Below are 12,834 nucleotides of genomic sequence, written 5' to 3'. Positions count from 1 at the left end.
AGGCGACGCCGGCGCCCGTCGACGAGCGCCAGGCCCTCACCGAGGCGGCCGGCGAAGGCCTCGCCGAGCAGGGCGCGTCAGCCGTACCAGCAGCCGCCGAGCAGACCCGGACGGTCGACCAGAAGGCCCCGGCCGCGCCCGCGTCCGACCTGTACCTGGTGCAACTTGGGGGCGAGAACTGTCTCTTCCTGGTCGACGGGGAACGGGTGGGATGGCTGCACGCCGCGCCCGACGGCTGGCAGGTCCACGGCCATGACGGGCGGCTCGTCACCACGCTGCCCGCCGACGGCGCGCACGGGCACGGCGTGGGGATCGGGCTGAACCTCGCCCGGCTCGCGGCGGCCGCGCTGGGCATCCCCGGCGCCGAGCTCGCCGCGGTGACGGTCGGCCCGCTACAAGACGACCGCGGCCGAAGCATCGACACCTCGCCGGCGGCGCTGGCGTCCTGGAGCCTGCTCAAAGGCCGCGTTCCCGGCCGCGTCGACGTCATCGTGCGCAGCCGCTGCGTCGGCTGGCTCCAGCGCGACGATCGCGGCCGTGACGTCGCCTGCACGCAGGACGGCCCCGTGCCCGGATCGGCCGGCACCGATCGGGTACAGGCCGTGACCGCGCTGCTGGCCGCGCTGGTCGCCCCCGCGCCTCTGCCCGGCCTCGGCCCCGACGCCCATACTCCCCGCAGGCCACGAGCCCGCTCCCCGCGCGAGCGGCCGATCAGCCCCTTCACCCCGGCGCAGCTGGCCGCCGCCGCGCTGGCCAACAACCTGCCGCGCCTGGCCGACGGCTCCTACCGCGTGCACATCGACGACGGCTACGACGACACCGAGCTGGGCCGCGTCTACCGCTCCGGCCGCCGCTGGCAGGCCCTCGCCCCCGACGGGCACGTCGTCGTGCACCGCGCCGCCACCCGTACCGAAGCCGTCGACCAGCTGCTCGCCACCCCCGGCCCGCTCTTCGGCGACCCCGCCGAGACCATCCTCCACGACCTATGACGCCTGGTGGGGTGACCCGGGGCTCCAGGCCAAGGCCGACTGGAGCCCGAAGGGACCCGCCATGAATGGCCGGAGGCTTCGGCGTTATTTGGCCGGGTGGGATGCGCCCCCCGCTGCCCGCCAGGCCCCTAAGCCTGGCGGGCAGCGGGGGGCGCGGGTCTTGGTCTGCCCAATGCAGGTCTGGCGGAGGCTCGGCGCTGTGGCCTGCGGATCGTACTCCTGGTCCAGACGGCGGAGGTCTGGACGTTCGGAATTACTGCGTGGTCATCCGTTTGGCTGCGCTGCCGCCTCGGCCCCCTCCTGTCACTGTGCGTGTTACACGAATCGCCGCCGACGGAGGTTAGGACGGTCTTACCCGCCCATTGATTACGCTACGTATCTGGAACATATACAGTCCGTGACGGCTGGGATCCGATCTCCGAGGACTCCCACCACCCACGGATCAAGCGAAAGGATTTCCAGATGCACGGCAAGCTGGTCAAGGTCCTGCTTGTAACGAGCGCAGCCGCAACGCTCTTGGCGGCCCCCGCCATCCCCGCCAGCGCCCAGACCGCCCCCACCGGAAACGCCGCAGCCGCGGCGGACAGCCCCAGGAAGACCTGTAGGGCGGAACTGGACAAGCTCCACCACAAGGAGGGCGTCTGCTTCTGGTCAGGCCAGGACTTCACCGGCACCATCGACGCGCACGCCAACCCCATGGGCACCGACGTGTGCGGAAACATCACCCCGGCCAAGTCGATGGTCAACCTCACCCACGAGGAGCGGCTGCTCTACGACTTCGACAACTGTGACGAGGGCAACTTCATCACCGAGGTGACGCCCTACGAGGCGCGTTCAGAGTTCGGTCCCGGCATCAGCGCCGAGTCCTGGCGGTGACAGCTACGCGACCCGATCAGCGAGCGGGCTGACCGTCGTCCCTCTGGGGCGCCCGTCCTCGCATAGACGCCGCTGGCCAATCAATCAAAGACGAAACGGGCCCATGATCACGTGTGTGATCATGGGCCCGCCTCTATGTTGATCTGGCCGAAGGTTGGTCGTTGGTGTCACTCCGCAGCCCGGCGGCGCCTGTACTGGAAGAAGGTCTTCGCCGTCGACCTGGTCGCGGCCCGCGGACTGCAGGACCGGGTCGGGCGGCGCTGTCCGGTGTGCGGCACGTGGTTCGTGCCGGGCGTCGACGTCCGACGAGACGCCGTCTACGACAGCCACGCCTGCCGTTCCGCTGCCTGGCAGGCGCGCCGCCGAGCTGTTTGAGCAGGCCACCGCCGAACTGCCCGGCGGCCCGTACACACTGCACCAGTTGCGCCATAGCGCGCTGACCCACGCCGCCGAAGACGGCGCCAACACCTTCCACCCTGCTCGCCTACTCCGGCCACACTTCCGTCGCCTCGCTCGCCCGCTACGCCCGCGTCTCCCCCGAGGCGCTGGCCCGCTGGCAGCAGAGCCGTGACCCCGCCGCACGCCGTCGCTGAAGGTTCAAGTGCCTGCATTCTGTGGTGGCAGCAGCAGACCTGTCGGTGTCGGATTCGGCAACCCTGTTGGTGGCACTGTCCAAGAACGCGGGTCTGCGAGATTCACTACGCTGCCGTCGGAGAAGGTCGCCCCGGTGAAGTGCACCAAGCCGCCGGAGAACGCGGCGTCGTTGTAGCGGATGGTGCTGCCCGAGAAGGCGGCGCCGGAGAAGGAGACCTCTCCGGCGGAGAAGGTCGCGCCGGTGAAGTAGACCGTGCTGCCGGAGAAGCTGGCGCGGGTGAAGAAGACCGTGCCGCCGGAGAAGCTGGCGCGGGTGAAGAAGACTGTGCCGCCGGAGAAGCTGGCGCCGGCGAAGTAGACCGTGCCGCCGGAGAAGGTCGTTTCGATGCAGCGGACTACGCCGCCAGAGAAGATCGCGCCGGAAAAGTCGCCGCCGTCGAAGACGACGCCGGTGAAGTCGAGGTCGTGGCCCTGCCAGGAGACGGTGGCGCCGTCGCGGAGGTGGGCGGTGATGAGCCGGATGATGGTGTGGCGGACCTCGCGCAGTCCGGCGAAGGTCAGCTTCTCTTCGTCCGGGCGACCGTCGGCCGGCTGAGGCGCGTACGGCATGCGCAGGTAGGCGCACAGCACGTCGATGCAGGTCTGCCGCAGTTCCCGGGTGGGGGCGTCGTCGGCCAGGCCCGCCAGCGCGTGCACGCCAGCCAGCCGTACCGCGGGCGAGTCGTGGCCGAGCTGGCCGGATGCGGTGGCGAAGCGGTCATTGTGCAGCTTGGTGGCCTCACGCGCCTCAGCACGGTGGGCACGGTCTTCGCCCTGCCGGGCCAGAACGTGCGCCGCCTCGGCGAGTTGCTGCGCCGCCTCGGCGACTTTCTGCCGCCGGTAGGCCACCACCAGCGCCACCAGACCGCCCAAACCGGCTACCACTGCAAAAGCGATCTTCAGAAGGTCTAACAAGGTGGCCGCGCTGACCTGCGCCTCGGGCTTCATCCCCTCCACGCCCAGCAGCTTCAGCCCGCCGACGATCACAGCCGTGAGCAGCACCACCGCGGCTCCGCCCACCAGGGCGAGCGCTGGCGCCACCGGCATTAGCCGCAGGCCCGGCAGCTCTTCACCTAAGTCCGGACGCTGCGCCGGTCGCCCGCTCTGCTCCGGCTTTTCCATCTCGCCCACGTAGGGCCATATGGGGCGGTCGAGGCGTTGTTACGGCTGGCATGCCCGGCCTGAGCGAAACCATGATCCCGACTCATGGGGATGCGGCGGCTCGCGCGGGGAAGCGGGTTCAACCTCCGGGGGAAGGAATCGCCCCCCAGGGAAGATAGGACCCCTTCCGCTCCCAGCGGCTTCACGGGAAGCGCTGCGGGGAGCCCGTACCGTGGGATCCGGGTGTCTTCCCTCCATACCCGGCAGCGTCTGCGCGGCCTGGCTGCGCTCGGCGGAGGGATCACGCCTCGAAGGAGACGATCGACACCGGTGATCCCGGGCGGCCTCGGCGCCTGGCCGGCCGCCAGGCCGACAGGGACCATCAGTTGATCGTTCCGCCCAGCAGGGCGGACGGGCTTCCTGCCGGAGGATCTTGGCGGTCCCTGCTGGCAGGAAGCCCGGTCCATAGAATCAGCGTAGGCTCCGCTCATGTCGGCCGGTCCGCGAAGATCATCGCACGGAGCCCTCTTACCCCTCTTTAAGCATCGGATTGCCCCTGCGGTACAAGTCCCCTCTACCCTGCTATATGTGAAACTCACGTGCACCATGTGCACGTCACGTAGGAGGGGTTGTGCCGAACAAGACCCTGAGCGTCCGCGAGGACGAGTTGTCGCTGTGGGAACGCGCTGGCCGGGCCGCCAAGGACTCACACACCACGGTGTCGGCGCTGGTAGCCTCCGCGCTCGCGCACTACCTGCGGGCCACCGAAACCATCACCGTGCGCATGTACAGCAGCAACGGCGCGGACCGGCTCGAAGCCTTCACCGGCCGCTGGCTCGTCAACGCCCAGCTCGACTCCGACCAAGACCCTGACCAGCACAAGGCGGAACTGCTGCGCGGCAGCTTCGGCCACAAGGGAGCAAGCGCGGAGTGGCGGACAGGCATCGCCGAGACCGGCCGCGGACGCATCGCGGTCTACCTGCACCACTGGGACTACTTCAACGACTTCCCGCCGGAACTGCACGTGTTCGACGACCTCGACACCGCGCTGCACAAGCTCGCCGGCGATGACCGCATCCCCCCAGGGGTGTGGACCGACGCCAGGATCGCGCTCGTGCGCCTGCCCGTGGTGTGGCGCGACATCTAACTGTCGGCGAGTTTCCGAGCCCAGCGTCGGCGAACGAAGGGGCCCGCTGTTGGCGAGGGTATTGGACACCCCCGGAGATTGTGATTGTCACCGCGCCGGTAGAGATCACTCGCACAAGGGCGGCTACATTCGGTAGTTGATCGTCGCTGTGTGTAGTGACTCGCGAGAGGACCGGTATGCCCCACCCCCCACGGCGTAGCTCCCTGATCAGCATCACCCTCAGCGGCGCCGCCCTCCTGGCCAGCATGACCCTCATGGCCGCCGTGCCGGATCTGCCATCCGCGGCCGCGGACACGCGCGCTGCCCAGCACGCACCCGCCCAAGCCGCGGCGCAGCACGCAGAGGGGCCCTTGCTGGCCGACGCGGTCGCCGCTCTGTCCGTGGCCACCGAACGGCGTGAGGGCTACCAGCGTGCGTCTTTCCGTCACTGGATCGATATCGATCGTGACGGCTGCTCGACCCGCGCCGAAGTCCTCATCGAGGAGGCCGTCACCCCGCCCCAGGCCGATGCCGCCTGCCGACTGTCCGGCGGCTCCTGGTACTCCTACTACGACAACCAGCACGTCAACGACGCCACCGGCCTTGATGTCGACCACCTGGTCCCGCTGGCTGAGGCCTGGGATTCCGGCGCCTACGTCTGGGACGCGGCCCAGCGCCAGGCCTACGCCAACGATCTTGATGAGCCGTGGCACCTGGTCGCGGTCACCGCTCGTAGTAACAGATCCAAAGCCGATCAGGACGTGGCCACCTGGCAGCCGCCGTATGAGCTGGCGCGCTGCCGGTATGCCGCCGAGTGGACCGCGATCAAGACCCGCTGGCAGCTGAGCATCGACACCGCCGAGCAGCAGGCCCTGAACACACTGGCGACCGCCTGTCCGACCCAGCACCTGCCCACGCTGACTGACGACCAGCGCTGAGTCGCAAATGCGGAGATCGTATCCGTCAGCTGCTCGCCCGGTGACGAAGGTGGGCGGCAAGCTCATTCCGCTCGCGCCGCAGCACAGCCACGCGGGCGCGCAGACAGCCGATCTGCTCTTCCAGGTGCTCACGACTTGCCTCATGCTCCGCCGTGAGCTGCCACAGTCGTACCGTCGCGTCGGTTCCGGCGGTGGCCAGCAGGTGCCCGCTGGGGCGGAAGGCCACTGCGGAGACGGAGCGGGCGTGCCCGGTGAGCGGCTCGCCGACCTGTCGGCCGGTATTCGGATTCCACAGTCGCACGGTCCCGTCGCGGCCGGCGGTGGCGAGTAGATGGCCGTCGGGGTGGAAGGCCACCGCGAGGACGGCACCGGTGTGGCCGGTGAGCGGCTCGCCGACCTGCTGGCCGGTGTCCGGATTCCACAGTCGCACGGTCCCGTCGTCGCTGGCGCTGGCGAGCAGATGGCCGTCGGGGTGGAAGGCCACCGCATAGGCGGGGCCGGCGTGGCGGGTACGGCGGCGGGAATTGAACTGCTGGCCGGTGTCCAGATTCCACAGCCGCACCGTCCCATCGACGCTGCCACCGCTGGCCAGCAGATGGCCGTCAGGATGGAAGGCCACCGCGAGGACGGCACCGGTGTGGCCGGTGAGCGGCTCGCCGACCTGCTGGCCGGTGTCCGGATTCCACAGCCGCACCGTCCCATCGACGCTGCCACCGCTGGCCAGCAGATGACCATCGGGGCTCCAGGCGACCGCGGCGACAGGGCCGGTATGGCCAATAAGCGGCTTGCCTATCTGCTTGCCAGCCTCAGGGCTCCACAGCCGCATGGTCCCATCGTCGCTGGCGCTGGCGAGCAGGTGGCCGTCGGCGCTCCAGGCGACTGAGACGACGGGGCCAGTGTGGCGGGCGCGGCGGCGTGAGTCGACCTGTTGGCCGGTGTCCGGATTCCACAGTCGCACCGTCTTGTCGTAGCTGGCGGTGGCGAGCAGGAGGCCGTCAGGGCGCCAGGCGACTGCGAAGACGGAGCGGCCGTGGCCGAGGAGCGCAAGCGCGGCGTCCGGCGCATCGAACCCCTCCTTCTCCGCCTCCGCAAAAGACGGCTTTGCCTCGACGGACGGAACTGTCCGGACCGTCAGCCACAGCGTGTGAAACTCCTTCGGGTCGGCTTTGAGGGCCTCCACCACGAGTTCGAGCTGGCCCCAGCGCGGCAGCTTCTGGCACTTCAGCACTGCGGCCGCCGTGGTGTGACTAACCCCCTTGCCGCTGCGGCGTTCGATCTCGCGCAGGCTCGGCTCGCCAGCGTGCAGGTGGGCCAGGCGCAGCCGCTCCCGTAAGAGGGCCAGGGCCGCAGCGTGATCTGGCGCGGGATCTTCGCCGCCGGGCGGCAGGTCAGCGGGCGAGCTCATGATGGAGCGAGCATCTCAGAGTGGAAGAAAACGTAAAGTCCTTTCGCGGCAACCCCTCCCACATCTGGGGAAGGCGGCAACTTCCGTCAGCAGGTGGAGCATTTCGGTCTCGCCGCGTCATGCCTCGGCAGTGATCGTCAACGCGCTTTCCGCACCTGCACCCTGATGGCAGGCCTCCCGTACCGGTGGGAGGCCGCGCCCGGGGAAGCCTGCGCCGGCGTTCCATCCGACCGACCGTCAGCGCTGGACACACCCTTGGGGCGCCCCTCAACGCGCGAAAGGGACACCCCCAACCGATGATGCCTCAGCTCACCGCGGCTGGCCTCGCTATCGCCGCCGTGCTCGCCGTCCTGGTCGCCGTCTACCTCTTCTCTGCCGACCAGGCCCGCCGCACCCGCGCCTGGCGCCTGCTGCGCCTGCTGTTGCGCCGCTGATGCAACTCTCCCGACACGATCGTCCCGAAATCCGTTGTCACTTTCCGAAGTTGTGTGCACGGATGTCCTGGGCTTTCGGGGATCGGTGCAGAGGACTGTGAAGCACCGGCTTGTCCGTAGTCCTCTGCGCTACGGTGCGTCTTGTTCCGTGCTCGTGTGCGCGACGGTGAGGTCCCGGCATGGACGGCGGGCGGGCACAAGATCATTGAGCGGGGTGTGCTGACAGCCCCTGATGAGGCGTGCGACGTGGCGGAGGTCTGCGCTACTTAGGAGGGAAACACATGCCCGCATGGGACGAGGAGGTGGCGGCTACCACCGGGGTTACCACCGCCAGCGAGATGGGCATGGCTCTGCGGCTCCCCCTGGGGCGCTGGTCGGACCTGGCCGTGCCGAGCTTCCCCGCGGCCGCGGAGGAGCTCATGGCGTGGCTGGCCGATCCCCGTACCTTCGATAAGGATCTCCACCCGGTGGCTTTCGACTCTGCGGTGCAGGACTATGATCACGCGGTCCAGCAGGGCCTGGGCACGAAGGCGAAGGACATCCTGAGCGTGGAGCTGGCAGACGTCCAGCGCGCGCTCACGCCGTTGCGCGCTGCTGGCTGGTCGGGCGATCGGGAGCCGGCCAGATCCGCGCTGCGCGCGCTGCTCGGCAGGCTGGACGATCACGAGGTGCTACAGGCGTCGTGGCGGGATCTGTGGTCCAAGATCGACGACAAGAGGACCTCGGCGGAAGCCATCGCGCCCGTCCGGGACGTGTTCCTCGAGCTCGCACACCGGGCCGGTCACTCCCTCGAGTTCGGCAGCGAGTTCATCGCCGTCATTACAGGCGTGCTGGCCGATGACAGCTGGGCTGTGACCGCGATGAAGTACGCCATCGACGAGGTCCTCACGGCGGAGGCCGGACAGCAGGATGGAGATCCCCTGGCCGCGGCCGGCCTGACGATCGATGAGCGGAACGCCTTATGCGAGCGTTTCCTCGCGCTTCCCGCCGCATCGAGCTGGCACGCGGTATGGCTGGTCTACGAGAAGGCCAGCATGCCGGTCCTGTTCGCCGCGCTGGGCGACATCTCCTTCTTCTCCAGCCAGTACGTGCCTGACGACGCCCAGGCCGCCTCGGCCAAGTGCAGCTCATACGCCAGGAACTGGACCACGATGGACGGGAAGGTCCTGGCCGAGATGCCCCACCGGCAAGGGCTCGTCAACGTCCGCGTCTTCCTCCCCGCACGCCTTTACGCCGATCCGGTCGCGGTCGCCCGCGACCATGTGGACGCGCTGGTCGCCGTCGGAAAGTTCCACGCCGGCATCGGGCACGGTGACTGGCGGCTGGCTGAGGGGCACACCCACATCGGCCACGCGCGCTCCACGGAACACCGCTTCCGGCTCGGCGCCGATGCCGGGCAGCAGTCAATGGATCACGAACGCCGGTCGGCGGTGTTCAGCGAGATGGAGGCGTTCTGGAAACAGAAGGACGGCTCGCCCGCCATGAACAACGACCGCTTGGCCGAGGCGGTCGAGCTGCTGCGCTGGTGGCAGGCCGCCCAGGAACAGGCGCCGCTGGCACGCGTGATCGCGGACGTCCGGGTGATCGAAACCGCCTCCTCACGCATCGGGCCCGGGCCGTGGCACAAGCACCTGACAAGGTTCCTGAAGCCCGCCTGGATCGTGCACTCCGTTCACGGCCACCTGCGCGCTACCATCCACGATGCCCTTGGCGGCGCATCCGAAGGACTGAGCCGCCAAGCTCGCGAGCGACGCCAGACGCTGGCCACAGCGACGCGGCACACTGACGATTTCCCCTGGATCGGGCTGGTCCCCGGCACCACCCGAACCGCCTTGACCGAGCTGCTGGACATCTACCCCGAACACCATCACACCCGGCGCCGCCTGCGCACCCTGGCCAGCCGCATGGACAACCACGACGCCTTCAACAAGTGGCGCGCCCAGCTCGACACCCGATGGACCCACCTGCTCGACCGGCTGGTACGCACCCGCAACGCGATCACCCACGGCGGCCCCGCCACAGCCGGCACCGTACGGTCCATCGCCTTGTTCGCCAGCCAGCTCAGCGCCTGGGAGGTACAGCTCGCCTTGGAAGCCGCCTTGCAGAACATCAGCCACGAATCAGCTCACCAGAACTTTTTCAAGACCGACAACGACCTACTCGGCAAGATCCGCAGCGCTCCCAAGCCCGGGGATGTGATCCACGACTCCGCGGTGCCGTCACGTCCCCCCGCATAAGCGACAGCAGATCCAGGACGACCTCGCCGGATGGGACGCCGACGGGTCTCGGTAGTGGCGCCGATCCGGAAACGGGCTGGCGCTCAGCCCGCCGACGCCCGGTTTTGCTCCTAATAACGTTCCTTCCCACGACCAAAAAACCATGATCGGAAGGCGCCCCCCATGCCGCTTCCCCCCGACGAGATCAGGCGCCGTCTGGCCTACATCAGATACCTCCACAATCTCGGAGTCGACCAGGCCCGCCTGCCCGAGCCGCTCTCCTCCGCCAGCGTTCTGATGCTTCACGACGCGGCCGAAGGGTTCCTGCTTCTCGCCGCTGAACACTTCGATGTCGACCCACCCATCGGGCTGGAGAAGTTCTGGAGGGTCCTCAAGCCCGTGCTCGGCACCGATCTCCCGGTCGCGCAAGGCATGAAGCGCCTGAACAAGATCCGCAACACGCTCAAGCACAATGGTGGCCATCCCGACCAGCCCACCATCAACCTCGTCGCCACCGACACCACCACCTTCCTGGAAGCCAGCACCCCTCTGGTCTTCCAACTGGACTACGCGGCCGTGTCCATGGCCGACGTGATCCCTCAACAGCCGGTGCGCGACCTGGTCCGCCAGGCGGAGACCGCGAGCGCTGACGGCAGGCAGGTGGCAGCCATGGTCGCCCTCGTGGAGGCGTTCGAGGCACTTTTCAAGACCCCGCCTCTCGATAACGACATCAAGCCGCTCCGCCTCGGTCCCACCATCAACAACCCGCTGCGGGACGGGGAGATCGCGCGGGTGCTGTACCCGCCGGAAGACGACCACCAGAGGCGGGCGACCGGCCGCCATCACGAACTGGCCAAACAGATCACCGACGCGACCGAGATCGTCATGGCTCTGCAGGCGGCCACCCGGCTCATGCTGGTCGGCATCGACTTCGCAGCAGCCCGTCGATTCGGCCTTCTCACGCCGGACATCGACGACTACGTCAACGGCCGGCGAGAGTACCGGGCGCCGGACAACTACGCCCCGACGCCGGAGGATGTCGCCTGGTGCTGCCAGTTCATCGTGACCGCCTCTCTGCGGCTGTCCGCCGCCGAAGCCCAGCTCCGCGATCCTTACCAGCGCGTGCAGACATGGAAGACGATCGCCAAGCGGCCCTCGCCTGGCGCTGAACTCATCTGGAGCGAAGAGTGAGCACGGCTGGAGCCCGGATGACGGCCCTCCTATCCCACAGCGCCGCCACCGAGGCGGCCCTGGAGGTGCCCGCCCACACCGCGCCGACTTCGCGCTGAGCGACGCGACGCTCCGGGCGCTGACCGACGCAGTGCCCGCCTCGACCCCGGCGCGTGTACACCGCGGACATGAAGGCGTTCGGCGCGTGGTGCGAGGTGAACGGCCGGATCCTGCTGCCGGCCACGGCCGCCACGCTCGCCGAGTACGTCCGGCACCTGACCGTCACCCCGGGCAGGCGCGGCACGCCCCGCTCCCCCCGGCTCCCCGCGTTGGGCTTCCCTCACACAAAGCCTGCGCCGCCGGACAGGGGAATGTAGACCTTCCGATGCGGTCTCGCGAGGGATGATCCAAGTCGCAGGTGAACGGCTGCCCAGCGGCGGGGAAGATCACCGCCCTTACCGGAAGGGTTTGGGTCGATGGGACTGTTCAGGCGTACCCCTGAGCAACGCGCAGCCAAGGAAGAGCGGCGACGCCAGAAGGAGGAGGCGGCCGCCGACAAGCAACGGCGATGGGAGGCTGACCAGGCGGCTCGGAGACTCCATCAAGAGCGTCTGGTCAAGGCGGCGGGAGTCTCCAGCGCCAACCTGGTCTGTCACCGGGATACCTGGGCCTTTCTCGAATCGGAGTGCCACTTCGTCGGTCAATTCCAGCTACCGCCCCCAGGCGAAGGCTCGCTGATCAAGGTTCCGTTGTCGGGACCGAACCTGGTCAGGGCGCTCACGAACATGAAGGCCCTGCGGGACACTCCCGGTCGGTATGTGGGCGATCGGGCGGTTGCCACCCGGGTGTACAACGCGGTGGCGGAGATCGTGGACGGCGTCGACCCCAGTGCGAAGAGTGGGACACCGGTCCCGGACGTCGTGCTGGACGACAAGATCGGGACGGTCGAGGCTGTGCGCGAGGACGACGCCCGCGACTAGCCCTCTACACGCTGGGAGACACTTTCATGCTGAACACCCGGCGGCGATGGGTCATCGTCTGGGGAGTGGGCCTGGCCTTGGCCGGGTTCACCACGATCGTGGCCTACTGGGCGCGTTTCCCCGCGTTGGCCGGCCGCTATGGGCTGGTCTTCGCGTTGGCCCTTGACCTGGCAGGGCCGTCACTGATGGTCGCTGCGGCGATCCTGCGGACGCGCGGGAGCGAGCGCCGGATGCGGCGGATCGTCACTGCCGTGGGCTTGTTCTGGACGGCTCTGGCCGCGTTCGACAATGTGGCCGTCGCCTGGCAGGCGTTCGAGCTCGAGCGCTTCTTCACCTACAACCAGGACAGCGCAATCGTGATCGGCCCGATGTTCACCTACATGGCGGGCTACATGATCGTCCTGGGAATCGTCGGCGCCTGGCCCGCCTGACCCCCCCAACGCCCGCTGGATGGCCCGGGCTCATCTGCATGACCAGGGAGGAAAACAGTGGAAGAGACGGAACGCCTGAAGTCGCTGATCATCCACGCGGCGAAGGAGCTATGGGACGACAAGGACGCGCTGAGGAAGTTCCTTGGCGTGGTGCGGCGCAGCGCCGTGTTCGCCGACCTGGCCGATGCGCTGGAGAAGCAACCCGTCAGGCCGGCGAACGCCACGTTCTACGGCGTCCAGAACAAGGAGTTTCAGGGCTGACTCAAGGCTTTCGGCGCCGCTTCACTGACACCATCGACGCCCGAACGCGGAGCCGCGGGTGCTTCCGGAAGCAGGACCGCCTCCTTCCGGAAGCACCCCCGCTAGCACCCCAAACCACACCCTGACCAGGCCGGTAGCAGGTAGCAGCCGGACCACACACCAACCCGGAACCCGGCGCAGAGGGCGGTCTGGGCCCACGGGCGGGCCTGCTTCCGCACGGTATGTAGGCGTCTACCTGCTCGACGTTCATGCCGCGCGCCCGATGCCACCGACG

The 12,834-nt window shown here is 68.6% G+C and carries 14 protein-coding genes; 12 read left to right on the top strand and 2 right to left on the bottom strand.

Annotated elements, in window-relative coordinates; genetic code table 11:
* The 3 genes from AB0F17_RS59900 to AB0F17_RS59890 all read left to right on the top strand — a co-directional run.
* A partial coding sequence (locus tag AB0F17_RS59900) for a hypothetical protein (protein WP_358044392.1) occupies positions 1 to 989 on the top strand: 989 nt, incomplete at its 5' end.
* 462 nt (positions 990 to 1,451) lie between these two features.
* On the top strand, positions 1,452 to 1,865 hold the full coding sequence (locus AB0F17_RS59895; RefSeq protein WP_358044389.1) for a hypothetical protein: 414 nt from the start codon (positions 1,452 to 1,454) through the stop codon (positions 1,863 to 1,865).
* 135 nt (positions 1,866 to 2,000) lie between these two features.
* On the top strand, positions 2,001 to 2,240 hold the full coding sequence (locus tag AB0F17_RS59890; RefSeq protein ID WP_358044386.1) for a hypothetical protein: 240 nt from the start codon (positions 2,001 to 2,003) through the stop codon (positions 2,238 to 2,240).
* A gap of 222 nt (positions 2,241 to 2,462) precedes the next feature.
* On the opposite strand, the gene AB0F17_RS59885 is transcribed toward AB0F17_RS59890, so the two are convergent.
* Positions 2,463 to 3,629, bottom strand: coding sequence for a hypothetical protein (locus AB0F17_RS59885; RefSeq protein WP_358044383.1), 1,167 nt, complete (start codon positions 3,627 to 3,629; stop codon positions 2,463 to 2,465).
* Positions 3,630 to 4,230: 601 nt separating this feature from the next.
* On the opposite strand from AB0F17_RS59885, the gene AB0F17_RS59880 reads away from it, so the two are divergent.
* Complete coding sequence (locus AB0F17_RS59880; RefSeq protein ID WP_358044380.1) at positions 4,231 to 4,746, top strand: hypothetical protein; 516 nt, start codon at positions 4,231 to 4,233, stop codon at positions 4,744 to 4,746.
* Positions 4,747 to 4,922: 176 nt separating this feature from the next.
* Entirely contained in the window at positions 4,923 to 5,663 is a 741-nt protein-coding gene (locus AB0F17_RS59875; RefSeq protein WP_358044377.1) for an HNH endonuclease family protein, read from the top strand.
* 25 nt (positions 5,664 to 5,688) lie between these two features.
* Here AB0F17_RS59875 and AB0F17_RS59870 read toward each other — a convergent pair whose 3' ends face one another.
* Positions 5,689 to 7,068, bottom strand: coding sequence for a WD40 repeat domain-containing protein (locus tag AB0F17_RS59870; protein ID WP_358044374.1), 1,380 nt, complete (start codon positions 7,066 to 7,068; stop codon positions 5,689 to 5,691).
* A gap of 296 nt (positions 7,069 to 7,364) precedes the next feature.
* Here AB0F17_RS59870 and AB0F17_RS59865 point away from each other — a divergent pair, with 296 nt between their 5' ends.
* The 7 genes from AB0F17_RS59865 (at position 7,365) to AB0F17_RS59835 (ending at position 12,560) form a co-directional block, all read left to right on the top strand.
* Positions 7,365 to 7,502 carry a hypothetical protein gene (locus AB0F17_RS59865; protein WP_358044371.1) on the top strand — a complete coding sequence of 46 codons (138 nt, stop codon included), beginning with the start codon at positions 7,365 to 7,367 and terminating at the stop codon, positions 7,500 to 7,502.
* A 281-nt stretch (positions 7,503 to 7,783) separates the two neighbouring features.
* Entirely contained in the window at positions 7,784 to 9,739 is a 1,956-nt protein-coding gene (locus AB0F17_RS59860) for a hypothetical protein (protein ID WP_358044368.1), read from the top strand.
* Between the two features lie 162 nt (positions 9,740 to 9,901).
* Positions 9,902 to 10,909 carry a hypothetical protein gene (locus tag AB0F17_RS59855; protein ID WP_358044365.1) on the top strand — a complete coding sequence of 336 codons (1,008 nt, stop codon included), beginning with the start codon at positions 9,902 to 9,904 and terminating at the stop codon, positions 10,907 to 10,909.
* Between the two features lie 167 nt (positions 10,910 to 11,076).
* Positions 11,077 to 11,265, top strand: a complete 189-nt coding sequence (locus tag AB0F17_RS59850; protein ID WP_358044362.1) for a hypothetical protein — start codon at positions 11,077 to 11,079, stop codon at positions 11,263 to 11,265.
* Positions 11,266 to 11,364: 99 nt separating this feature from the next.
* The gene (locus tag AB0F17_RS59845) at positions 11,365 to 11,868 is read left to right on the top strand and encodes a hypothetical protein (protein WP_358044359.1); all 504 of its coding nucleotides are present in this window, start codon (positions 11,365 to 11,367) and stop codon (positions 11,866 to 11,868) included.
* 26 nt (positions 11,869 to 11,894) lie between these two features.
* Complete coding sequence (locus AB0F17_RS59840) at positions 11,895 to 12,299, top strand: hypothetical protein (RefSeq protein ID WP_358044356.1); 405 nt, start codon at positions 11,895 to 11,897, stop codon at positions 12,297 to 12,299.
* Between the two features lie 57 nt (positions 12,300 to 12,356).
* Entirely contained in the window at positions 12,357 to 12,560 is a 204-nt protein-coding gene (locus AB0F17_RS59835) for a hypothetical protein (RefSeq protein ID WP_358044353.1), read from the top strand.
* Positions 12,561 to 12,834 lie beyond the last annotated feature (274 nt).

It is taken from the genome of Nonomuraea sp. NPDC026600, from assembly GCF_040638335.1.
GTDB lineage: Bacteria > Actinomycetota > Actinomycetes > Streptosporangiales > Streptosporangiaceae > Nonomuraea.
The sequence above is the reverse complement of the archived record's forward strand: the minus strand, read 5'-3'. Positions and strand labels throughout refer to the sequence as shown.

Excerpts from the sequence above, each read along its gene's own strand:
- AB0F17_RS59895 (WP_358044389.1), top strand. The coding sequence starts at position 1,452 with ATGCACGGCAAGCTGGTCAAGGTCCTGCTTGTAACGAGCGCAGCCGCA.
- AB0F17_RS59860 (WP_358044368.1), top strand. The coding sequence starts at position 7,784 with ATGCCCGCATGGGACGAGGAGGTGGCGGCTACCACCGGGGTTACCACC.
- AB0F17_RS59865 (WP_358044371.1), top strand. The coding sequence starts at position 7,365 with ATGATGCCTCAGCTCACCGCGGCTGGCCTCGCTATCGCCGCCGTGCTC.
- AB0F17_RS59850 (WP_358044362.1), top strand. The coding sequence starts at position 11,077 with ATGAAGGCGTTCGGCGCGTGGTGCGAGGTGAACGGCCGGATCCTGCTG.
- AB0F17_RS59845 (WP_358044359.1), top strand. The coding sequence starts at position 11,365 with ATGGGACTGTTCAGGCGTACCCCTGAGCAACGCGCAGCCAAGGAAGAG.
- AB0F17_RS59870 (WP_358044374.1), bottom strand. The coding sequence starts at position 7,068 with ATGAGCTCGCCCGCTGACCTGCCGCCCGGCGGCGAAGATCCCGCGCCA.
- AB0F17_RS59855 (WP_358044365.1), top strand. The coding sequence starts at position 9,902 with ATGCCGCTTCCCCCCGACGAGATCAGGCGCCGTCTGGCCTACATCAGA.
- AB0F17_RS59890 (WP_358044386.1), top strand. The coding sequence starts at position 2,001 with ATGTTGATCTGGCCGAAGGTTGGTCGTTGGTGTCACTCCGCAGCCCGG.
- AB0F17_RS59840 (WP_358044356.1), top strand. The coding sequence starts at position 11,895 with ATGCTGAACACCCGGCGGCGATGGGTCATCGTCTGGGGAGTGGGCCTG.
- AB0F17_RS59875 (WP_358044377.1), top strand. The coding sequence starts at position 4,923 with ATGCCCCACCCCCCACGGCGTAGCTCCCTGATCAGCATCACCCTCAGC.